Here is a 22,379-nt window from a genome sequence, read left to right on the forward strand (position 1 = left end):
CAGGTTAAAATGCATAATAGGGGGCTACAGCATCGGTTTTTCCCAGGCTCCGCGCGTATCCACGCCAGTCTCTGCGGCGAGCCGTTCCAGGAGGATGATTTCCTCATTGCTCAGCTGGATTTCTGCCGCGTCGGCTGCATCAAGAACGTGCTGAACTTTAGTCGCACCGACGAGTGGAAGGGTACCTTTGGCAATAGCCCATGCGATGGCTATTTGCGCAGCGCTGGCATTTCTCTCTGCGCCCATGCTTTTCATCGCCGCGGTCAATTTTTCCAGCTGCGGCAGCACGGTGTTATAGCTTTCGGCCCGGCCGCTCCCGGCAGGCATGGGGTTATTCGAATCATAACGACCGCTCAGTGCGCCTTGCTCCAGGATCATGTAAGCAAAGAAGGTAATGTCATTTTCTCGGCAGTAGTCAAGGATGCCCGCCTCTTCAGAGGCGCGATAGAGCAGGCTGTAGTGGTTCTGCACCGCGCTGATGGCGTAACCGGAGGCATTTAGGATGTCGTTGGCGCGTTTGATTTGCGCCAGGTTGTGGTTAGAGACGCCGACGCGCTTGACCTTACCGCTTTCTAAGAGTGGGATCAGCTCGGGCGTCCATTTCTCGACGTCGAGAGGATTATGGATCCAGTAGAGATCAATCTCTTCAACGCCCAGGCGACCGAGGCTTGCCTCCAGCATGTCGCTAACGGGCTGAGGCGAACGTTCGTCGGCGATCTGCGGCGTGAATTTGGTTGATAAAATCAGCTCCTCGCGGGGGAACTGACGGACTAAAGCGCCCAGCGCCCGTTCGGAACTACCCATGCCATATACCGCAGCGGTATCCCAAAGGTTCAGGCCCTTGCTCATGGCCGTGGTGAATACCTCTGCCATCTGAGCTTCAGAGAGATGGTTGCCAAAAACGGTGTCGCCACCGGCAAAGCCGATGCCCCATGACCACGTGCCCAGCGCTACGGGAGGAAGTGTTTTCATATCAGGCCTCGCTTTCGTTTTAACATTTTTGAAGAGTATAGAGGCGTCATGCGCAGAAGATTAGGAGAGCGTTGACTTAAGAATATTTAGCCTGTACTTAATAATCTGATGTTTATTGCTTAAGGCAACGCTATGAATAACGCCCTTTATAATCAGATCCGCATCTTTCAGAGCATTGCGCGCGAAGGGAATATCTCGGCTGCTGCGAGGAAGCTTGAAATCACGCCGCCATCCGTCAGCAATGCGCTTAAGCTGCTGGAAGAGCACATTGGTCATCCGCTTTTTTTGCGCACAACTCGCCGTATTGAGCTGACGGAAACCGGACAGCTGCTGCTGGAGCAAACCGCTGCCGCGGTAGACTCGCTGGAAAATTCACTGGAAAGCCTTCGCGACCAGAACCGGGAGCCCTCGGGGGTGGTGAGGATCACGCTCTCGCGCTTTGCCTATATGCTTATCCTTAAACCCGCGATGGCCGCGTTCTGCCAGCAATATCCGTGCATTCAGCTGGAAATTTCGGTCTACGACGGTACCGTGAACATCATCGAAGAACGTTTTGACCTGGGGATACGTTTTGGCGATATTCTGGAGGGTGGGGTGGTAGCGCGTCCGCTAATGAAACCGTTTCGCGAAGGGCTTTATGCATCGTCATCTTATCTCGCCGAGCATGGCACACCCGAAATGCCGGCAGACCTCAGTCATCACCGGCTAATTGGCTATCGTTTTATCACCAACAACCGCATCCTGCCGCTGATCCTTAACGACCATGGAGAGCAGCTGACTCTTGAGATGCCGGGACAGTTAATCAGCAATGATATCGACGTTATGGCGGACGGTATCCGCAGCGGCTTGGGAATTGGGCGCTTGTTCGAGCCCATCTGGCAGCTGCAGCCCGACAGAGAGCAGTTTTTACCCGTGATGGAGAGTTACTGGAAAACGTACCCGCCAGTGTATCTCTATTACCCAAAAAACGCGGGCAAAACGAAAAGGGTGAAAGCCCTGATAGATTTTCTGCTTTCGGAACGACCTTGACGCGCACATACGTGAACACAGGCGCGGCGCTGAAATACAATTCGACATCAGCGTCGGCTTTTTTGTGCGTGCGCTACGTGAAATCTCGTGCAGGATAACCGCCAACGACATGCAGATTTTACACAGCGCACGAAGGGCAGAGCAGAACGCAATGTTTAGAGAGTGGGAGCGGCTTGTAGCATGGGTCGTTGGCCCATCATTATTAATGGTTAACGTCATTTAACATAATATACATTATGCGCACTAACATTATAACAGCTAATTCTCAATCCTAATCCTGACCAAAGTCCCAGACGAATTCAAGCTAAAGGTAATCTGACAGCTACCCGTATACATACCCGATAACCGTCAGATCCCTAACCCTCAAAGCCAAGTCCTCAGGATCAGCTGATTTTGTCAGCCGCTACCCGCCGCATTGTCTTTTTCGCCGGTACTGCTTTTGACCTGCTGCTGGCGTAAATGAAGAACAGCGCGATGCCCAGGCAGACGATGGCGCCGAGTCGGCTCATCGAGAACGGGATCGACTCATTGCCCAACCAGCCGAAGTTATCGATCAGCATGCTCATGGTCAGCTGGCCAAAAATGACGGCGACCGTTGCAACTGCGGCGCCGATGCGCTGGACGGCCAACACCATAATGACGATGTACGGCACGCCAAACATTGCGCCAAGCAGCTGCCATTTCGGCACGTCCATCAGGGTCAGCGCGTGTTTGGGTTCGAAGAAAAAGATCAGCAGCCCCGTTACCAGCGCGCCGACTGAAAACGTCAGGAACGCGCTTTTGAATACGCCGACCGCGCTGCCCAGCTGGCTGTTAATGGCGGCCTGGATACTCAGCGTGGCACCACCGACGACGGCGAGAAGAATCATGATAATTGTCATAGCGTTACCCTACCCTTGTGCAACCATAACCAGCGCTGCGATGATAAAAATCAGCGCGATGATGCGTTTACCGTCAATTTTCCTGTGCGGCGTACCGAGCAGGCCGAAGTGGTCAATAATCAGGCTCTTGAAGATCTGGCCTGCCAGGATGCCGATCATGGTCATGGCGATGCCGATGGCCGGCGTTGCCACGGTCAGGATGATGACGTAAATCGGCCCAAGCACGCCGCCAAGCAGCTGCCATGAAGGCTGCGCAAAAAACGACGGGCTGTTGCGCGGGCTGAAAAACAGCATCAGCAGAAACGTTAGCGCCGCGCCCACGCCGAAAACGCTAAAGGTGGCCCAGAGGTCACCGACCTTCCCACCCAGTGGCCCGAGCAATCCTGCCTCTACGGACAGTCCCATCCCTCCGGCAATCACGATTAGTATCAGTATCAGTTGCATAGCAGTTAGCCTCACGTTGTTCAGGCGCAGAAGATTACGCCTTAACATGGATGAGAAAAATGCCATAATGCGTTAAACACCTGTGCAGGATATGCATTAATGAATGAGCCCGGAAATATCAGCATGCGCGCCCTGCTGATTTTTATAGACGTATATGAAACGCAGAATTTCTCCGTGGTGGCACGGCGGGAAGGCATCTCTGCCTCTCAGGTATCGCGCGTCATCCATCAGTTAGAGGACGCGCTCGGGCAACAGCTCTTTTATCGCAATACCCGGGCGATCATCCCGACGGAAAGCGGCCATCTTTTTGTCCGCTATGCGCGGGCCATGACGGGTAGCCTGGAGGAAGCGCGACGTGAGCTCAACGAGAGAACGCTTGAGCCTTCCGGACTGGTGCGCATAAACGCACCGGTATTCTTTGGACAGCGGCACGTGGCCCCCGCGCTCCCCGGCCTGGCGGAACGATATCCGAGGCTCAGCATTGAGCTCACGCTGACCGATGATTACATCGACCCGCACCGGGACCCGGCTGACGTCATTTTTCGTATTGGCACGCTGACGGACTCCTCGTTCCATGCGCGCGCGTTTGGCCAGCAGTTCTATCATCTTGTCGCGTCACCGGAATACCTCAGCAGGCACGGCGCGCCTGAATCACCTGACGCGCTGGCGCGCCATAAATGTCTGGTCTATCGCGGTTCGTCAGGCCCCAACCGCTGGCTGCTGCGCAGGCACGGAGAGGAATGGGTGCACTATCCCGTTTCGCCGCTGATGACATCCAATAATGCTGAAACGCTGCTGATTGCCGCACTCGGTGGGATGGGGATCGTGCTGTTTCCTGACTGGCTGATTGAGGACCGGCTGAAGCGCGGTGAGCTTGTCGCGCTGCTTCCCGAGCTGGAGGCGTCCATCAACACCGAGCCGCAGCACATCGCGGCACTCTACCCGAATACCCGTCATCCGCCGCTGAACGTGCGGGCGGTTATCGATTACTATGTTGACGCGTTTGGTTCACCGCTTTACTGGCAGTCTGAGGCAGATTGAAGGCATAAGAAAAAGCCTCCCGAATAAATCATCCGAGAGGCTTCGTAGGTGGGGGAAACTCAGCGTTCATTAGTCGTCCCATTTATAGCTTAACCAGGCAGCGATAAAGCCGAAGAACAGAATCATTCCGAGAACTGCCATAAATACGTTCATATTGCCTAACATGTCTAACCCTCTTTTTACTGGATTTCGATAGAAATACCTCGCGATGAATGAAATGGTTTACTCAGATGAGCGGGCCTAGTATATCGCCTAAAACTTAAACAAAACCTATCCTCAAGTAAATTATTAACAAAAGCAATGATCCGCTGTTACATCCGGCCACGCCTCATTAGGTGGCTTTCAGCACTGAAACGCCCTTTTCTCTTATCGCCTCAATCCAGGCCGGGTCCGTCTCGTCGTCAACCACCACGGTGTTTATCATGGACAGGCCACCGATCGCGAATGAAGACGCTGCGTTGATTTTTTCCGGTGAGGCCAGTACGACCGTTTCCGCGGCTCTGCCTGAAAATGCCCGTTTGATGCACGCCTCTTCATAGTCACCGGTTGTCAGCCCGGCATCCGGGTGAATGCCGGTAACGCCCATGAAAAACATGTCCGCATGTATTGCATTGATGCTCTCAACTGCCGCCGCGCCGACGGTAACGATCGAGTGTTTATACAGGCGTCCGCCGATAAGAATCACCTCAACCAATGGCCGATCGACCAGGCCAAGCGCGATGCTGGGGCTGTGCGTTATAACCGTAATACGGAGGTCGGGCGGCAGGAACGCCACCATCTCCGCCGTGGTGGTGCCGCCGTCAATCATCACGACCTGACCTGGAGAGATCAGCTGCGCGCCCCGCTGCGCCACCTTTCTTTTGGCGTCCAGCCTCAGCGACTGGCGGGTGGCGAACGGCGCCACGGCAGCGGATGCAGGCAGCGCGCCGCCGTGAACGCGCTGCAATCGCCCTTCTGCCGCCAGCTCGCGCAAATCCCGGCGGATGGTATCTTCAGAGACGGCAAAATAAAGACTGAGCGCTTTCGACTGCACCTGGCCTTCGGCGTCCAGTTTGTCGAGGATTAATTGCTTTCGCTGGCTGGTGAGCATCTGATTTCCTGAGATTGCATGTTTTATCTTGAAATTGCACGATAGTGCTGTTTATGATGCTTACTCTACGTAAGGAGGAGCAAACGTGCAATCGAAACGTGCAGATATCCGCATTATCGCGGACGAAGTGTTATCTGATAATTGGTACATCCTCAAAAAATATACCTTCGACCAGCAGCGCCGCGAGGGAGAATGGCAGCGTCAAAGCCGCGAGGTCTACGACCGTGGCAACGGCGCGACTATCCTTCTTTATAACCGCGATCGGAAAACCGTCATCCTGACCCGACAGTTCCGCTTCCCGGTGTTTATCAACGGCCATCCCGACGATCTGATTGAGGCCGCAGCCGGACTGCTGGACAACATGGATCCTGAAAGCCGCATCAGGGCGGAGGCCGAGGAAGAGACCGGCTTTAAGGTTTCGCGCGTCGAGAAAATCTTTGAGGCGTACATGAGCCCCGGCTCGGTGACGGAGAAGCTCTATTTTTACGTGGCGGAGTACCATCCCCAGGACAAAACCGGCGCTGGCGGCGGGATTAAGGCTGAAGGGGAAGATATCGCGGTGCTGGAAATGCCGCTCGAGGAGGCGCTTAAAGGCATCGAAACTGGGCTTATCGTCGACGGCAAAACCATCATGCTGCTGTACCACGTTGCGCTGAAAGGTCTGATGTAATCGCGTGCTCTCAGATACCTGCCCCGATGCGGGTATCTGCCTGTGCTATGCTTGCTGGACGATGCATAAAGGAGAGAAATCATGGCCGACTGGAATCCTTCTCTTTACCTGCAGTACGGCGCCGAACGCACCCGCCCCGCCGCCGAGCTGCTGGCCAGAGTCCCGCTGGACGAGGTGAGCGCGGTTGTCGATCTCGGCTGTGGGCCGGGCAACAGCACGGCACTGCTGAAACAGCGCTGGCCTTCAGCGCACGTTACCGGCGTGGATAGCTCGCCTTCGATGCTGGAACAGGCGCGCGCTGCGCTGCCGGACTGCCAGTTTGTCGAGGCAGACATTCGCCACTACAGGCCGGGACAGCCCCTTAGCCTCATCTACGCCAACGCCTCGCTGCAGTGGGTCCCGGACCACTACGAACTTCTTCCGCACCTGGTCTCCCTGCTGCACCTGAACGGCGTGCTGGCGATTCAGATGCCGGATAACTGGCTTGAGCCGACGCATGTCGCCATGCGCGAAGTGGCCCTTGAGCAAGGCTATCCGGATCGCGGCAGAGAGCCGCTCCCCGGCGTGCATGCCTATTACGATATTCTGACGGAAGCCGGGTGCGACGTTGATATCTGGCGGACGACCTACTTCCATAAAATGACGTCTCACCAGGCGATTATCGACTGGGTCAGCGCCACCGGCCTGCGCCCGTGGCTGCAGGAGCTGAGCGAAAGCGAGCAAAGGCACTTTTTGCAGCGCTACCATGCGCTGCTGGAACAGCAGTATCCGCTCCAGGAAAACGGGCAGATACTGCTGGCCTTCCCGCGCCTGTTCATGGTCGCGCGGCGCGAGCCGTGAACTACGAGCGCGCCTCTTTCAGCAGCTGTTGAATCACCTGCTCCTGCTTCTCTTCGTTTCCTTCGCCGAACGACGCGTAGCGCAGCTGGCCCTTAGCATCGAAGTAGTATTGCGCGGGCCAGTACTGGTTTCCAAATGCGCTCCAGATCCTGTAGTTGTTATCCGTCACTACGCGGTACGGCAGCTGCCATTTGTCGATCGCCTTTTGAACCGACGAAAGCGGCTTTTCCCAGGGATATTCAGGCGTATGCACGCCAATCACGACCAGCCCCTGCTGCTGATACTTATTCGCCCAGTCGCGCACGTGCGGGAGCGTATGCTGGCAGTTGATGCAGTCCCACGTCCAGAAATCAACCAGTACGACCTTGCCCCGCAGCGATTCAGACGTGACAGGGTCACCGTTTAGCCAGCCCGTTCCCCCGCTCAACGACGGCAAGGTGCTGCGGGTCACCGGCTCGGCAACGGGCTGAAGCGTCACCGCGGGCGTTGCGGGTTTTGCCAGCCGGAGCAGCGTGGTCTCCAGCCTGTCGGCCACGCCGTTCGCGCCCTTCAGTACCGACGTTAATCCGGTGGCATTCAGCGCGACGGCGGCCAGCATCACGACTCCCGCGCCCTGGCGCAACCTCTCCATCAGCGCCGATTTTGCGCGCAGCGGCGTCATTATCCTGCGCCCGCCGGTAACCAGCAGGCCCAGCATCAGCGCGCATCCGGCGCCGTATGCCGCTAGCAGCGATCCGCTGGCGATAGCGGAATGTCCGGCAACGTTGAGGCTAAAAATCGCGCCTAAAATAGGCCCCGCGCACGGTGACCAGAGCAGCCCGACGGCCAGGCCCGCTAAAAATGCGGACGTCACGCCGCGCGTCCTGCTGCTGCCGGTATTGAGTAAATTCCCGACGCTGACCGCAGGCCCGGCAAGCCGCTGGGCAACGGACGGAAATATCAGGGCCAGCGCCGCGGCGGCCAGGGCGATGAGGGCAACCCAGCGTCCAATCAGGGTGGCATTGACGATCCAGTCGCTCGCCGCGGTTACGGCCAGCGCAACCAGCGTAAACATGGCGACCATTCCGGCAAGCAGCGCCAGAATATGCCGCCGCTGCCCCTGAAATCCGGCAAACAGCAGAGGGATAACGGGGAGCGTACAGGGGCTGAGCAGGCTCACCATCCCGCCCAAAAACGCAATTATCAGAAACATAATGACCTCACGGAAACGTCACCTGCGATGTTGCAGTGACGTCATTTCACCGTGCGGGTGTGTCTCGGATGTGTTCGGAAAGGCGGGTTTTGTCTGCGCGTGTATCCTGCTTAGGCGGGATACAAAGCCGTACAATTATTCGCGCGGGAGCGTAACCGCCACGTCCAGCCCGCCTTCCGGACGATTCGTCAGCCGCAGGGTGCCCTTCAGCTGCGCGGTCAGCTGCGCCGCGATCGCCAGCCCCAGCCCCGTGCCGCCGGTGTCGCGATTGCGCGAGGTTTCAACGCGGTAAAACGGCTGCAGCACCGCCTCCAGCTCCGCGTCAGGAATGCCCGGCCCGTTGTCCGTGACGTGAATCACGATCCTGTCGCCGTGGTTTTCCAGCGCGATGACCGCCCAATCGCCAAATTTCAGCGCGTTGTCCAGCAGGTTGGTCATTACCCTGCGCAGCGCCTGCGGTCGGGTTACTACCGGGAGACGATCGTCCGCTGCACGAAACTGCACGTTTTTACCTATGTCCTGATAGTCGCTGGCGATGCTGTTGATCCAGGCGTTCAGCTCCATTTTGAGCGAGGTCTCTTCAAGAGATTCTGATGACCGGGCATACGCAATCCCCTCCCGCACCAGGCGCGACATGCTATCGAGGTCGTTCAGCAGCTTGTCGCGTAGCTCTGGGCTTTCCGTCATTTCCACCCGCAGCTTCATGCGCGTGATGGGGGTTTGCAGGTCGTGAGAAATCGAGGCCAGAATCTGGGCGCGCTCGCGTAGGTAGGTTTGTATGCGGGACTGCATGGCGTTAAAGGCATGCGCGGCCCGGCGAACCTCGGACGGGCCCCTTTCACTCATCGGCGAATGCGCCGCCGGGTCGAGGGAATCTATCGCGCGGGTAAACTGCGATAAGGGCCGCACCACCTGGCGAACGGCGATCCAGGAGCAGATGGCAACCAGCAGCAGCTGTAGCACCAGGACCACGGGCAGCCAGCTGGCGACGGGCGGCATCCGGGGAACGAGGTCGATAGTCAGCGGCTCGCCGTCGCTAAGCCTGAGGTGCGCCTGAATGTGCGAAACCGGTCCGGGAACGGCGGTAAAGGTCAGCGGATAGCGCGGGGAAAGCGTATCGGTCAAGGTGCGGATCGCATCCTGCGAGCGCTTATCCTGCGGGGCGGCTCCCGGCTCGCCGGGGCCAAGCACGTAGCGATAGTTGCCGCGCTGGAGCCTGTCCAGCCACTGGGGCCGCTCGCCTGCGGCCAGCCGATCGAGAATGGCCACGCTGGTCGCCACGTCATATTCCAAGTTTCCAAGCATCACGTTGCGGGCGCTGCGCGTGCGCTCCACCATGACCAACGTCAGGCTCAGCAGGTTTGCCAGAATAAGCCCGAGCAGCACCACGATCAGCAGCCGAGCCAGCAGGGAGCGCGGCCAGAACCTCATTCGCTGGCCTCGACGATCGTCACTGCCATCGTAAAGACGTAGCCTTCGCTGCGCACGGTTTTGATGTAGGCCGGCGTTCGCGCATCCTCATTCAGACGCTGGCGGACGCGGCTGACCAGCAGGTCGATGGAGCGCTCAAACAGCTCGGCGTCCCGACCCTGGGTCAGGTTAAGCAGCTGATCGCGCGTGAGCACGCGCTGAGGATGGTCGAGGAACACGCGCAGCAGCCGATATTCCGCGCCGCTGAGCGCGACGATCATCCCCTCGTTATCAATAAGATGGCGGGCCACGGTGTTGAGCTGCCAGTCGCCGAACATCACCAGCCGCCCCGCTTCCGTCACCTGAAGGTTGGGCGGCATGGTGCGAAAACGGCGCAGAATGGCCTTGATGCGCGCCAGCAGTTCGCGGGCCACAAAGGGTTTCACCACGTAGTCATCGGCCCCCATTTCCAGCCCCAGAATGCGGTCGGTGTCTTCGTTGCGCGCCGTCAGCATCAGGATCGGCAAATCTTTATGCCTGCTGCTGCGAAGCTGTCGGCACAGCGTCAGGCCATCGTCGCCGGGCATCATCACGTCCAGCACGACGAGGTCGATATGCTGCTTCTCAAGCACCGCGCGCATCTCTTTGCCGTTGGCCGCGCCCGAGGCGTGATAGCCGGACTTCACAAGATAATCCACGATCAGTTCGCGAATATCCCTGTCGTCATCGACGACAAGGATATGATCAATATGCTCCACCGCAGGCTCCTGAATGATGGGTAACGGATTGAAAATAGCACATTTCAGAGCCTGTCAGCGTCGATCACCGCCTTCACGAAATCCTGCGGATCTTCCTGAGGCGGATTGTGGCCCACTGTCGCGCCGAGGGTGCGGTGCTCGTATTTGCCGGTGAATTTGCTGGCGTAGGCCTGCGGCGCGGGATGCGGCGCGCCGTTATTCCCGCCCTCAAGGGTAATCGTCGGAACGGTGATGTTCGGCAGCGCGGCGAGCTTTTGCTCGTAGCCGTCGTATTTGCGTTCGCCTTTTTCCAGCCCCAAACGCCAGCGGTAGTTGCTCAGGGTCACCGCTACGTGGTCGGGGTTATCCAGCGATTTAGCGCTGGCGTTGAAGGTCGCGTCGCTGAATGTCCAGTCCGGAGAGGCCTGGGACCAAATCAGGCGGGCAAAATCATGGGTATTTTTGGCATAGCCAGCCGCGCCGCGCGGGGTCGCGAAATAGAACTGATACCACCACTGCTGTTCCGCTTTCGGCGGCAGCGGCTGTTTGCCCACCGCCTGGCTGCCGATCAGGTAGCCGCTTACCGAGACCAGCGACTTCACGCGCTCCGGCCACAGCGCCGCCACGATGTCAGCGGTGCGGGCGCCCCAGTCGTATCCGGCAAAGACCGCCTGCCTGATGTTCAGGGCGTCCATTAGGTCAACAACGTCTTTTGCCAGCGCCGAAGGCTGCCCGTTGCGCGGCGTTTTATCCGACAGGAAGCGCGTGGTGCCGTAGCCGCGCAGCGAAGGAACAATCACGCGATAGCCTTTCGCCGCCAGCGCGGGCGCAACGTCCGCGTAGCTGTGAATGTCATACGGCCAGCCGTGCAGCAGGATCACCGGCTGTCCGTCTTTCGGGCCAATATCGACGTAGCCGACGTTGAGAACGCCCGCCCTTATCTGATGGACCTGGCTAAACGCGGCCGCGAAATCGTTGCCCGTCGCTTCGGCCTGGCAGGACATGACGGTACCCAGTGAAACGGTTAAAGCCAGCGTTGAGGAAGCAAGTTTGCTAAACATGGTGTTATCTCCGATTGCGTTAAGTTCACGGGGATATAACACCAGTTTTTTGTATAGCGGATATGTGCGAAAGCGCCCTTTTTGCAAGGCTGTGTATGTATCTCAGACGCAGATACAGTGTGATACAAACCCGCGCGCGGGCCTTAAAGCGAAATGCGGTAGCGAACGTAGTCGTCGGCTTCGCCGAAACGATCGTACAGCTTGCGCGCCGGGTTACTCTCGCGCGTTACCCAGTACAGCTTCGACCACCCTTCGCCTTTGCCTTCCGCTATCAGCGCGTCGATGAGGGCCTGACCGGCACCCGCGCCGCGCGCGGCTTCATCGACAAACAGATCTTCCAGATAGCAGATCGGCGCCGTTGACCAGGTCCCCTCATGCAGCACGCAAAGGGCGAAGCCAATCACCTTGCCGTCGATTTCCGCTACCCGGCAAAACAGCGATGAATGCGGGTTCAGCGCCCTTTCCCACGTACAGGCGGTGACGGATTCGTCCAGGTCGCAGCCGTAAAAACGGGTATAGCCGTCCCACAGCGGACGCCAGCGGGAATAATCTTCTGCGCGCAGCGCTCTGATTGTTACGTTCATGTTGTCCTCGATGTTGCGTAAGCCAATGAAAATCAGCAGGCTCGCGGAGATTGTGTTAATAATCAACATACCAGAAGGCAGAACGAAAATGGAGAATTGCAGATGACGATACCCACGCTGAAGACGGAGCGCCTGGTGCTCAAGCCGCTGACGGCGGACGACGCGCCGCAGATCCAGCAGCGCTATCCGCACTGGGAAATTGTGCGCTATATGGTGTCATCCGTGCCGTGGCCCTACCCGGACGATGGCGCTGAAAACTACGTCAATAACGTTGCGCTGCCGGATATGGAAAAAGGCATCGCCTGGTTCTGGAGCATTCGCCGGAAGGACGCCCCCGACGAGCTGATGGGCATCATCTGCCTGTACGACGTCGAGGATAACAACCGCGGATTTTGGCTGGCACCGGCGTTTCAGGGCCAAGGCTACATGCGCGAAGCGAGTATTGCGGCAACCGACTTCTGGTTTAATACCCTGAACAAGCCGGTGCTGCGCGCGCCAAAGGCGGCGGCCAACGCCCGCTCCCAGCGCATCTCTGCCAGCAGCGGCATGCGGCTGGTTCGCACGGAAAAGAAACCGTACGTTAGCGGGCTGCTGGATTCCGAGCTGTGGGAAATTACCCGCGACGAATGGAACGCCCGCTACGTCAGCTGATAATGCTTGTCCGGCACGATGCGCTCGGGGATCTGCTCTTCGTCGTTCATCTGCAGCAGGTCCCGCTCCATTGCGTTGCAGATGGCGTCCAGGGGCAAATCGTTGTCTTCCGTGCCGAACGGATCTTCCAGCTCTTCCGCCAGCGTGTCCAGCGAGATAAAGGTGTAGGAGATCAGCGCAGAGACAAACGGCGTCATGTAGTGCAGGTCCACGACCAGCGCGAACGGCAGCATGATGCAGAACAGGTAAACCGTGCGGTGGAGGATCAGCGTGTAGGCAAACGGCACCGGCGTGTTGGCGATGCGCTCGCACCCGGCGAGAACCACGGACATATCGTTGAGGCGGTTGTTGAGGCTGTGGAAAAGGATATCCGAAAGCTGCCCTTCCCGCCGCCGCACGGCCAGCCACTCGCCCATCATCAGCAGAATGCGGTTTGCCGGAGAACTTGCCGCCATTGCCCTGCTGAGATTTTCCTCGGAGAGATACCCTGACAGCCGTTCCGCCTGAGGCTGGCGGCGAAGCGTCATCCGCAGGCAGTGCGCGAACGCGATTTGCATGCGGACAAATTCGCCGAGGTGCGGATCGTCCGGCAGCGTGTTTTTTACCTCGCGAAACAGCGACCGAGCCGCTATCATCAGCTGCCCCCACAGCAGCCTTGCCTCAACGTAGCGCGAATAGCAGGCGTTGTTGCGAAAGCCGAGGAAAATAGCGATGGCCACGCCGAGAATGCTGAACGGGGCGACGGTGAATTTGATGCCGAGCGAGGTATACCACGGCAGCATCGCGATCACGGCAATGGAAAGCAGGAAGTTGAGCAGCAGTCGGGTGTAAATCTTCGGCAGGACCGAGCCGTGCCAGACGAAAATCAGTTGTAGCCAGTGCTGTTGGGGACGAACAATCATAGTCAGCTTCAGGAAAGATAAAGAGCGCGACTATTAAACGTGATCGCCATCACGGTTGCAAGCTTGTTAATGAAAGTTTGCCATTTATCTACTGTTTAGCGAAAACCGCACGATGCCGAGGTCTCTTTTTAAAAAAGGGGCATTTAGTATGTTGTAACTAATGCTGTGCTTTTTAAAAGGGACGTCATGCGCTGACCGTCCCCTTCATCACACCTCTTAATTAGCAGAGCGGTTTTACCGCGTCACGCATCCCCTGAAGCAGAATCGCATCGAGATCGCGCGTCACCTGGTCAACCAGCCCGTTCACCTGGGTGAGATCTTCACCCCAGTGTTCCTCTACGCTCAGCACCGCCAGCACCAGCGCTCGGGTGCTGATTTGGCCGTCATTATGCTGCGCCCACAGCTGCTGATAACGCTCGAGCCAGTGCGCATCGTCCTGAACCGGATAGCGCTCACCGTTACGCTCTGCGCGGTAGAAGGCCATCAGCGCCGCCAGCGCAAAGGTCAGCCGGGCCGGTAATTTCCCGCCCTTAGCCCCCTTCAGCAGCTGCGGCAGTATGCGCGTGCGGTATTTGGTCATGCCGTTGAGCGCAATCGACAGCAGCTGGTGCTTGATATACGGGTTGCGAAAACGTCCGGTGACCGCGCTGGCAAAGGATTCCAGCTCGTCGCGCGGCAGGTCCAGCACGGGAATAATCTCCTCGTAGATAGCCCGCTCCACGAAAGCGCACATCTGGGCATCGTTCATGGCGTCTCCTACCGTGTCCAGCCCCGCCTGATATGCCACCGGCACCAGCGCCGTGTGCGCCCCGTTCAGAATGGCCACCTTGCGCTCTTTGTACGGCTTGATGTCGTCGACGATCAGCACGTTGAGCGGAAACTCCGTTAGCCGCAGCTCCTGCGCGAGCGACGCGGGCCCCTGAATGACAAACAGGTAGAAGTGTTCCGCGGTGTCGAGGAACGCGTCGTGGTAGCCGAGCGAGGCTTCGAGTTCGGCCACCTCGTCCCGCGGATAGCCCGTCACAATGCGGTCGACGAGCGTGGAGCAGAAGCAGTTTGCCTCCTCGAGCCACTGCGTAAATGCTGCCGGCAGCGCCCACTCCCGCGCGTACTGCATCACCAGCTCGCGCAGCGCCTCGCCGTTGTAATCAATCAGCTCGCACGGAATGATGATCCAGCCTTTGTCTTTCGCCCCGTCAAAATGGCTGAAGCGCTCGTACAGCAGGCGCGTAAGCTTCGCCGGATAGCTGACGGCAGGCGCGTCTTCGAAACGATCGCCCGCGTGATAGCTAATGCCCGCTTCCGTAGTGTTGGAAAAAACAAAGCGGATCTCGGGGTTGTGGGCGAGCCTGAGAAATTCATCGTACTGGCTGTAGACGCTGATTTCGCGGTTAACGGAGCGGATAATCCGCGCGTCGCTCACCGATTCGCCTTTATCATTCAGCCCGCGAATAATCGTGGTGTAGAGCCCGTCCTGGGTACTGAGCGACGGAGGGAAGTCGCTGTCAATGGGGCGCACAACCACCACGCCCGCGTTGAGATCGGTATGTTCATTTAAGAGGTCAATTTGCCAGTCGATAAACGCGCGCAGAAAGTTGCCTTCACCAAACTGAATGATACGTTCAGGGTAGAGAGCACCGGGGAAATCACGACGGTTGAGTGTGTTCACAATGGGTTCCTTGATTGATTAGTCATACAGCCTGATGCAATTGGTGTAATAACTTATCAAAACATTTCGACCAGGAACCCTGTTTTGATCAATTCATCGCGTCATTGTGAAAAACAGTTATAAAAACTGTTAAGCCGCACCGTGGCGCTGCTGCTTCATGGCATACATATTCTCGTCGGCGCATTTCAGCCACTGCTGAACGTCATCGCCCTGATGGTCAAATTCGCTAACGCCCCACGAAAAGGCCAGCGTCCACGGATGCAGCCTGCGCGCGTTGTAGGCCTCAACCTGCTCAACGAGATACTGCATCGCTATCCACGCGCCCTTCTCGTCGGTATCCGCAAACAGGATCGCGAACGCATCCCCGCCGAAACGGACCAGCAGATCGGCCTCGCGGAAGGAGGCCCGCATTAATGAGGCCATCACCTTCAGCGCCCTGTCGCCCTCTTCGTGGCCGTAAAGATCGTTGATCGATTTGAAGTGGTCCAGGTCAAGCCAGCCCAGGGTCAGCGGCTCCGCCCGACGCCTGGCCGATGAGAGGGTGAACTGGACAAACAGATTGAAACCGCGGCGGTTAAAAAGCCCGGTCAGATCGTCGGTCGTCGCCGCGCTGACGGCGGCAAATTCGTTTTCCGCCAGCGCGCCGAGGTCGCTTAACACCGCGAGATCGTCAGCGCTAAAGGTCCGGGGCCGGAAGTCAATCAGGCAAAGCGACCCGACGCTGGCCCCGTCGCGCAGGCGCAGCGGGAACCCGGCGTAAAAACGCACGCCAGGCTCACCGGCCACCAGCGGATTATCGGCAAAGCGATCGTCCCGAAGCATGTCCTCCACCACCAGCGGCGCCTCGCAGAGGATCGTGTGGCCGCAGAATGAGATATTGCGCGGCACCGTTTCCGGCGCGCTGCCGTCGGCAGATTTAACAATCAGGGTGTGTTCGTCTAACAGATTGATCATCGCCAGCGGGACCTGAAAGACCCGTCTGGCGAGCCGCGTGAGGCGATCGAAGGCGGGCGACGCGCCGGGCTCGAGCAGCCCGGTCTGATGCAGCGCTTCCAGACGTTCTTTTTCATTGGCGGGTATTTCAGGTGATCTCATGGCGACTCCTTGCGTCTGGCTTTTGTAAAAGCGTAGCTTACGCAGAGCCGTTGTCATGCCGCGCGGGTTTATACCTGCTCCGTGCTCCTGTCGATATCGGCTATCTCAGCCTCTTCCAGCAGCCGACCGCTGGTGCGGTTTCGCCCCGCTTTTTTCGAGCGATAGAGATAATCATCCGCTTCGGCCATCAGGGTGTTGAAGACGTCGGTCAGTTGCCACGATGCGGCCCTTCCGCTGCCCAGCCCGATGCTGACCGTTAAAAAGATCGTTTGCTGACGCCAGGTGAAGGGATGATTAGCTATCGTGTGGCGGATGCGTTCCGCCAGCGCATAGCCGTGCTGCGCGTCCCCGGCGCTCACTACTACGGCAAACTCTTCGCCGCCCATTCGCGCCACCATGCCGTCATCCCCCACCACCTGCCGCACCTTCTGGGCAAAGGTCGTCAGCACGCGGTCGCCGCACTCGTGGCCGTAGTTATCGTTGATGCTTTTGAAATAGTCGATATCCAGCAGCATGACCGTGAGAAAACGCGAATGTCGGTGGACTTCCTCCTGCTTCAGCGCCTCATACAGGCCAGAGCGCGAGTAGACGTGGGTCAGGAAATCATAGTCCGCGCGCAGCGAAACCTGATGGATCAGCGAGTTGATCGCCGCCACGCTCACCGAAACCATCACCGGACAAATCGCCATGGTCGCAATCCCGAGGCGCGCGGAGAACATCATCGGCGTCGAAAGCGGCGCCTCAACGGCAATGTTGATCACCGAGTTCGCGACCAGCACCACCTCGATCGCGCCGGTCGCGAAGGTCAGCAGGCAGGTCGTCGGAAGCGAATACCGCACCGCACACCAGATCAGCGCGGGCAGCGGAAAGGCTAGCGCTCCGGCACCGCCAATCACCACCGACGCGGCGACCGAGACCGCCAGCGCCAGCGCGGGCAGAAGCTGTTCAGGACGAACGCGCATGCGCCCTGCTGGCATTTTTACCGCCAGAATGCACGGAACAATCAGCACGCCCGTTGAAAACTGCTCGCTAAACCAGTCGGCAAACAGCGGCCAGAAGGTGTGGCTGTCGATCCCCACGGATCCGATAGCCCCCAGCAGCGCGCAAAGCAGCGCAGCGATCAGGCAGTAATTGAACAGTCGCAGGGCGTTAATGGGATCGGGCGTCGTTTTTCTCAGGCGTTTGTCGCGCAGCACCAGCAGAGCAACCGTCACTATAAACACCATATTGGACAGGTTGATGACCAGGGAAGCCATCCCCCAGCTGGTGGTAAACGCGTCGTAGAGCAGCATCGCGACATAGGATACGGCGTAATAGCGCAGACGGTTCAGGTAGGCGTAGCGGGCAAAAATGCCCGCCATCACGCCGTTCAGCGGCCAGAACAGCGACAGCGCCTCAACCAGGCGCAGCTCGGCCCCGATGAAATAAAACAGCGTGGTAAAAACGAAAACGCCCACCGCGTTACGCAGTGCGTTCTCAGGTTGAAAAAGCGTAAACGAAGAGATAGCAGGCCCCATTAATTATTTTTTCCACATAATCACTTATGGCAATTATTGCGGTCGCCAGCATGGTTAATAAAAGGTTACATGCATCTATAGCACATCTTTGGCACGTTTGTTCAGCCGTCAATTCTGGTTGTTCATCTGTAACACCAGCCAGTGATGGATGACGCTGACGACGTAGCGCTGCTGCCGCGCGGTAAGCGCCTCACCCTGCGCAATATTGTGCCACTTCGCGAGGCAGCCGCGACAGCAGGTCGCGGTGGCGTGCTGCGCGATAAAGACCGGATGGCCGCGCATGGGGGTTTGCTTGCCGTCATTGGCCGGATGCGCGGGGGCAAGGCGCTTAGCCACGAAGTCCGCCGCGTGCTGGTCAATGGTTTCCGCCCCTTTGTCCCAGCAGTACTGGCGGTCTTTTACGCCAAGCTTAAAGCGCGAGCGGAACGTCGAACGCGCCAGGCGCGCAAAAAGAGGATCAAGATCAGACATCAGTAGACCGAACGCCCCAGCCGCTGGGTGAGACGTTCCAGCACCGCGACGCCCGCCAGAGAGTTGCCCGTTTCGTCCAGCTCCGGGCTCCAGACGGCGATAGCCATCTCGTGCGGCACGATCGCCACAACGCCGCCGCCGACGCCGGATTTTGCCGGCAGGCCGACGCGCCACGCGAACTCTCCGGCATTCTGATACATGCCGCTGGTCGCCATCAGGGCGTTGATCTGGCGCGCCTGCATCGAGGAGACCACTTCCTGCGACAGATGGGGGGCATGGCCCTGATGCGCGAGAAACAGGAAGGTTTGCGCCAGCTCCACGCAGCTCATCTTCAGCGCGCAGTAGTGGAAGTAGTTTTGCAGCACGGTCGCCACGTCGTTATGGAAATTACCAAACGACTTCATCAGCCAGGCGATGGCCGCGTTGCGGGCGGAGTGCTCGAACTCGGAGCGGGCCACCACCGGATCGTAGGCAATGTCCTGCACGCCGGAAAGCTGGCGCACAATTTCCAGCATCCGCTGGCGCGGCGCGCTGAGGCGGCTTTGCAGCATATCGCACACCACCAGCGCCCCCGCGTTAATGAACGGATTGCGCGGCTTGCCCTGCTCGATTTCAAGCTGAAGCAGCGAGTTAAACGGCTGGCCGGAAGGATCTTTGCCCACGCGCTGCCAGATTTCGTTTTCATCATACTGACGCATCGCCGCGACCAGGCTCAGCACCTTCGAGATCGACTGAATGGAAAAACGCTCGCTCGCGTCGCCCGCCTGAAAGCGCTGGCCGTCAACGGTGCAAATGGCAATGCCGAGCTTTTCCCCGCTGACGGAAGCCAGCGCGGGTATATAGTCCGCCACCTTGCCCTGCCCCAGTAACGGGCGCACCTGCGCCAGAATTTCATCCAGCATCTCATTATGAATGACCGCAGCCACACTTTGCTCCTTGCCCTCAGGCTAAAAACGGGCTGCGAGTATAACAGACGCCGCCGCGTTGCGTCAGGCGGGCAGGCGAAAACGCGAAACGGCCCGCAGCAGCAGATCCGACTTCTGGTGCAGGCGCGTTGAGGCTGCCGACGCCTCTGACACCAGCGCGTCCGTCTGGTGCGAGACCTGGTTCAGGGAGTGAAGCTGGCGCGTCATCTGATGAATACTCTCTCCCTGGCTTTGCGTCGCCGCGGAGATCTCATTGAGCAGGCCGCTGAGGTTCGCCACCAGCGCGGTGACCTGCTGCAGATTGTCCTCCATGCGGTTCACCGCCTTCGAGCCGTCTTCGATGCCCTGCAGGGAGTGGTTAATCAGCTCCTGAATGGTTTGCGTGGAGTGGCTGCTCTTTCTTGCCAGCAGCCCCACCTCTTTTGCCACCACCGCAAAGCCTCGCCCCTGGTTTCCCGCATGGGCCGCTTCAATCGCGGCGTTCAGGGCCAGAATGTTGGTCTGAAACGCCACGTTGTCGATCATCGCCACGATCCCGCGCATTTCCGAGGATCGGTCGACGATCGTCTGCATTGAGGCATTCACGGTGGACATCATCCGATCGCCGCCCGCGGCGGCCTGCCGCGCTTCGTCCGCCCGCGTGCTGGCGAGCTTCGCGTAGCCGGTATTGCCTTCGACGTGGGTTTCCAGCGCGGCAATATGCGCCGTGACGTCGCTAAGCTCTTTTGCCTGGCGCGCCGACTGCTGGTACAGCTTCTGGTTACCCTCCGCCAGCGCCCCGATGTTTTCCACCATCGACGCCGACGCCTCGCTCACCTGCGTCACCAGCTGCTGTAGCCCGTTCTGCATGGTGGAAATGCTGCCGTGAAGCTGGTCAATTTCGCGGTTAAAGCGCACCACGCCTGGCGGCGTGCCGGACAGATCGCCCGCGGCAAGCTGGTTGATGTGTGCGATAAGACGGCGCAGCGGCGTAATGACCCACTTCGCCATGCCAAACCACACGGCAATGGCGATCGCCAGCAGCACCAGCGGCGCAAACAGGAACAGGGTTTGCAGGCGGGATAGCCCCTCGGTGAGCGTCTGGCGCCCCTGCATCGCTCGCTTCTCGCTGGCCTGCTGGTAGCGGGCGTAGTTATCGTTAAAGTCGGTCTGAAACGCCTGGGCCGGTACGGCAAAGAACGCGTCGATCGAATTTGATTTCACCAGCCCTTCCGCCTGCTCCTGAATCGCGCCATAAAACAGCTGATAGCTGCTCACCAGCGCCTCGTCCTTAACCGGGTTCAGCGTCAGCCACGCCTCCCACGCCCGATGAGAATCCGCCAGCGCGTTCTGCGCGTCGTCCATCAGGCTATGCCAGCTTCCCTCGGAGCCCGTCTCTTTGTCCTGCATAAAGTAAACGCCGGAGCGGTTGAGCAGATCGCTTGCCGCCAGCAGCGAAACGCGCGCCTGATCCAGCCTGTTCTGCTGCTGCCAGGCGAGCTGATTATGACGTTCGTTGCGTTGGGCCTCCCGCAGCGAGGCGGTCAGCAGGAAGGATGAGGAGAGCTGAAGCGCGGAGAAAAGCCCGATAATACAGAAGATGCCGGCAAGGAGGCCAAACCGACGGGGAACGATGCGCTGCGCAATACGGCGAAAAATTTGCGTTAGGTTCATAATTTTCTTTCGGTAACAATACGTTAGACGCGGAGAGTCTACGAAACGAAAATGACAGAACCATTGCAGTTACATGACAGGCGGGGGATTGCACCGGGCGGATAACCTGTCCGCCCGGCATGCGCTTAAACGCGGTCTTTCCACACCGTTTGCACGTTGCAGAACTCGTGCAGGCCGAAGTGCGAAAGCTCGCGCCCGAAGCCGCTCTTCTTCACGCCACCAAACGCCACGCGGGCATCGCTGGCGCTGTAGCCGTTGATAAACACGCCGCCGCACTCCAGCTCGCGGGAGAATTTATCCGCCAGATCCGCGCTGGCGGTAAAGACGGTCGCGGACAGCCCGAAGTCGCTGTCGTTTGCCAGCGCCAGCGCGTGGGCCGCGTCTTTGGCAATGGTTATCGCCGCCACCGGGCCGAACAGCTCCTGGCGGAACGCGGTCATCTCCGGGGTGACGTTCCCCAGTACGGTCGGCGCGTAGTAGTTACCGCTACCGGCCATTTTCTCCCCGCCCAGCAGCAGCGCTGCGCCTTCCGCCAGCGTAGCCTGCACCTGCTGATGCAGCTCGTCGCGCAGATCGAAACGCGCCATTGGGCCAAGGTAGTTTTCCTCCTCGTCCGGCGCGCCCATCTTCAGCGCCGCGGTCATCTCCACAAAGCGCTGGGTGAAGCGCCCGGCGATACCCTCTTCCACGATAAAGCGCTTCGCCGCGGCGCACACCTGCCCGGTGTTCTGGTAGCGACCGGCCACCGCCGCCTTCACCGCCAGTTCGAGATCGGCATCGTTGAGGACGATAAACGGATCGGACCCGCCCAGCTCCAGCACGCATTTTTTCAGCGCGGCCCCCGCCTGCGCGCCAATCGCCGCCCCCGCGCGCACGCTGCCGGTAACGGTAATGGCCGCGATGCGGCGATCGTTAATCGCCTGGCTCACGCCCTCGTTGGTTGCGTTCACCCAGCCGAACACGCCCTCTGTGACGCCCGCGTCCGCGAAGATTTGCGCAATAAGTTCGGCGGAGCCGAGTACGTTCGGGGCGTGTTTCAGCAGGTAGCTGTTACCGGCCAGCAGAATCGGCACCGCGCCGCGCAGCACCTGCCACAGCGGGAAGTTCCACGGCATAACGGCGAGAATTGGCCCAAGCGGGCGGTACTCTATCACCGCGTTCTGGTTTTCGACCAAGGTCGGCTCGGCCTGCAGCATCGCCGGGCCATGCTCGGCGTACCAGTCGCACAGGTTGGCGGATTTCGTGACCTCGGCGCGCGCCTGCGAAATCGGCTTGCCCATTTCGCGCGACATCATCTGCGCCATCTCTTCGGCGCGATGGCGCAGCGCCGCGCCGACGTCGCGCAGCTTATGCGCGCGGCGCAGGACGCTCTCGGTACGCCACTGGCGATAGCCGCTGTCGGCCCGCGCAATCGCGCGCTCGACGTCATCAGAAGTGGCCCACGGGTAAGCGGCCAGGGTTTCCCCCGTTGCCGGGTTAACAGAGAGTGCATGTGTTGCAGATGAATAGGTCATTATTGTCTCCACGCAGTAAGAGTTGATTAA

Annotated in this window: 23 protein-coding genes; 5 read left to right on the forward strand and 18 right to left on the reverse strand. The window is 58.9% G+C overall.

The genetic code is table 11. The features are described 5' to 3' along the window. Positions 1-24: 24 nt before the first annotated feature. Positions 25-972: an aldo/keto reductase gene (locus tag AB8804_RS14845; RefSeq protein ID WP_371187416.1), complete on the reverse strand. Its 948-nt coding sequence runs from the start codon at positions 970-972 to the stop codon at positions 25-27. A 132-nt stretch (positions 973-1,104) separates the two neighbouring features. Here AB8804_RS14845 and AB8804_RS14850 point away from each other — a divergent pair, with 132 nt between their 5' ends. Next, complete coding sequence (locus AB8804_RS14850) at positions 1,105-2,001, forward strand: LysR family transcriptional regulator (protein WP_371187418.1); 897 nt, start codon at positions 1,105-1,107, stop codon at positions 1,999-2,001. A 383-nt stretch (positions 2,002-2,384) separates the two neighbouring features. Here the strand turns inward: AB8804_RS14850 and AB8804_RS14855 are convergent, their stop codons facing one another. Continuing rightward, entirely contained in the window at positions 2,385-2,882 is a 498-nt protein-coding gene (locus AB8804_RS14855; protein ID WP_371187420.1) for a DMT family transporter, read from the reverse strand. A 9-nt stretch (positions 2,883-2,891) separates the two neighbouring features. Next, positions 2,892-3,326, reverse strand: coding sequence for a DMT family transporter (locus AB8804_RS14860; RefSeq protein WP_371187422.1), 435 nt, complete (start codon positions 3,324-3,326; stop codon positions 2,892-2,894). Between the two features lie 99 nt (positions 3,327-3,425). Between AB8804_RS14860 and AB8804_RS14865 the strand changes: the two genes are divergently transcribed. After that, complete coding sequence (locus AB8804_RS14865; protein ID WP_371187424.1) at positions 3,426-4,367, forward strand: LysR substrate-binding domain-containing protein; 942 nt, start codon at positions 3,426-3,428, stop codon at positions 4,365-4,367. A 69-nt stretch (positions 4,368-4,436) separates the two neighbouring features. Here AB8804_RS14865 and mgtS read toward each other — a convergent pair whose 3' ends face one another. Further along, positions 4,437-4,532, reverse strand: coding sequence for a protein MgtS (gene mgtS, locus AB8804_RS14870; protein ID WP_112010018.1), 96 nt, complete (start codon positions 4,530-4,532; stop codon positions 4,437-4,439). 166 nt (positions 4,533-4,698) lie between these two features. Further along, positions 4,699-5,457 (reverse strand): DeoR/GlpR family DNA-binding transcription regulator, encoded by a 759-nt coding sequence (locus AB8804_RS14875; protein WP_371187427.1) that lies wholly within the window; start codon positions 5,455-5,457, stop codon positions 4,699-4,701. 85 nt (positions 5,458-5,542) lie between these two features. On the opposite strand from AB8804_RS14875, the gene AB8804_RS14880 reads away from it, so the two are divergent. Continuing rightward, a complete protein-coding gene (locus AB8804_RS14880; RefSeq protein ID WP_371187429.1) occupies positions 5,543-6,127 on the forward strand; it encodes an NUDIX domain-containing protein in 585 nt (194 codons plus the stop codon). An 81-nt stretch (positions 6,128-6,208) separates the two neighbouring features. Further along, the gene (gene tam / locus AB8804_RS14885) at positions 6,209-6,967 is read left to right on the forward strand and encodes a trans-aconitate 2-methyltransferase (protein WP_371187431.1); all 759 of its coding nucleotides are present in this window, start codon (positions 6,209-6,211) and stop codon (positions 6,965-6,967) included. A 1-nt stretch (position 6,968) separates the two neighbouring features. Here the strand turns inward: tam and AB8804_RS14890 are convergent, their stop codons facing one another. The 5 genes from AB8804_RS14890 to AB8804_RS14910 form a co-directional block, all read right to left on the reverse strand. After that, positions 6,969-8,159: a cytochrome c biogenesis protein/redoxin gene (locus AB8804_RS14890; protein WP_371187433.1), complete on the reverse strand. Its 1,191-nt coding sequence runs from the start codon at positions 8,157-8,159 to the stop codon at positions 6,969-6,971. Between the two features lie 135 nt (positions 8,160-8,294). Next, a complete protein-coding gene (locus AB8804_RS14895) occupies positions 8,295-9,590 on the reverse strand; it encodes an ATP-binding protein (protein ID WP_371187435.1) in 1,296 nt (431 codons plus the stop codon). Beyond that, positions 9,587-10,327 carry a response regulator gene (locus tag AB8804_RS14900; RefSeq protein WP_371187437.1) on the reverse strand — a complete coding sequence of 247 codons (741 nt, stop codon included), beginning with the start codon at positions 10,325-10,327 and terminating at the stop codon, positions 9,587-9,589. The genes AB8804_RS14895 and AB8804_RS14900 overlap by 4 nt, the downstream gene beginning before the upstream one ends. 44 nt (positions 10,328-10,371) lie before the next feature. Beyond that, positions 10,372-11,367, reverse strand: coding sequence for an alpha/beta fold hydrolase (locus AB8804_RS14905; RefSeq protein ID WP_371187439.1), 996 nt, complete (start codon positions 11,365-11,367; stop codon positions 10,372-10,374). 143 nt (positions 11,368-11,510) lie between these two features. Next, positions 11,511-11,951 carry an N-acetyltransferase family protein gene (locus tag AB8804_RS14910; protein ID WP_371187441.1) on the reverse strand — a complete coding sequence of 147 codons (441 nt, stop codon included), beginning with the start codon at positions 11,949-11,951 and terminating at the stop codon, positions 11,511-11,513. Between the two features lie 102 nt (positions 11,952-12,053). On the opposite strand from AB8804_RS14910, the gene AB8804_RS14915 reads away from it, so the two are divergent. Continuing rightward, complete coding sequence (locus AB8804_RS14915; RefSeq protein WP_371187444.1) at positions 12,054-12,602, forward strand: GNAT family N-acetyltransferase; 549 nt, start codon at positions 12,054-12,056, stop codon at positions 12,600-12,602. Here AB8804_RS14915 and AB8804_RS14920 read toward each other — a convergent pair. From AB8804_RS14920 to sad, 8 genes are all read right to left on the reverse strand, one after another. Continuing rightward, positions 12,590-13,504: a bestrophin family protein gene (locus AB8804_RS14920; protein ID WP_371187446.1), complete on the reverse strand. Its 915-nt coding sequence runs from the start codon at positions 13,502-13,504 to the stop codon at positions 12,590-12,592. The genes AB8804_RS14915 and AB8804_RS14920 overlap by 13 nt on opposite strands. A gap of 220 nt (positions 13,505-13,724) precedes the next feature. Beyond that, on the reverse strand, positions 13,725-15,173 hold the full coding sequence (locus tag AB8804_RS14925; RefSeq protein ID WP_371187448.1) for a tagaturonate reductase: 1,449 nt from the start codon (positions 15,171-15,173) through the stop codon (positions 13,725-13,727). A gap of 129 nt (positions 15,174-15,302) precedes the next feature. Beyond that, positions 15,303-16,268, reverse strand: coding sequence for a diguanylate cyclase (locus AB8804_RS14930; RefSeq protein ID WP_371187450.1), 966 nt, complete (start codon positions 16,266-16,268; stop codon positions 15,303-15,305). A 68-nt stretch (positions 16,269-16,336) separates the two neighbouring features. Next, positions 16,337-17,785: a diguanylate cyclase domain-containing protein gene (locus AB8804_RS14935; RefSeq protein ID WP_371187452.1), complete on the reverse strand. Its 1,449-nt coding sequence runs from the start codon at positions 17,783-17,785 to the stop codon at positions 16,337-16,339. A gap of 108 nt (positions 17,786-17,893) precedes the next feature. Next, on the reverse strand, positions 17,894-18,256 hold the full coding sequence (locus tag AB8804_RS14940) for a DUF4186 domain-containing protein (protein ID WP_371187454.1): 363 nt from the start codon (positions 18,254-18,256) through the stop codon (positions 17,894-17,896). Then, complete coding sequence (gene glsB, locus AB8804_RS14945; RefSeq protein ID WP_371187456.1) at positions 18,256-19,182, reverse strand: glutaminase B; 927 nt, start codon at positions 19,180-19,182, stop codon at positions 18,256-18,258. The genes AB8804_RS14940 and glsB overlap by 1 nt, the downstream gene beginning before the upstream one ends. 63 nt (positions 19,183-19,245) lie before the next feature. Beyond that, the gene (locus AB8804_RS14950) at positions 19,246-20,835 is read right to left on the reverse strand and encodes a methyl-accepting chemotaxis protein (RefSeq protein ID WP_371187458.1); all 1,590 of its coding nucleotides are present in this window, start codon (positions 20,833-20,835) and stop codon (positions 19,246-19,248) included. Positions 20,836-20,960: 125 nt separating this feature from the next. Beyond that, positions 20,961-22,349, reverse strand: a complete 1,389-nt coding sequence (gene sad, locus AB8804_RS14955; RefSeq protein WP_371187460.1) for a succinate-semialdehyde dehydrogenase — start codon at positions 22,347-22,349, stop codon at positions 20,961-20,963. Between the last annotated feature and the right edge of the window lie 30 nt (positions 22,350-22,379).

Source organism: Enterobacter sp. KBR-315C3_2022, assembly GCF_041399425.1.
GTDB lineage: Bacteria > Pseudomonadota > Gammaproteobacteria > Enterobacterales > Enterobacteriaceae > Enterobacter.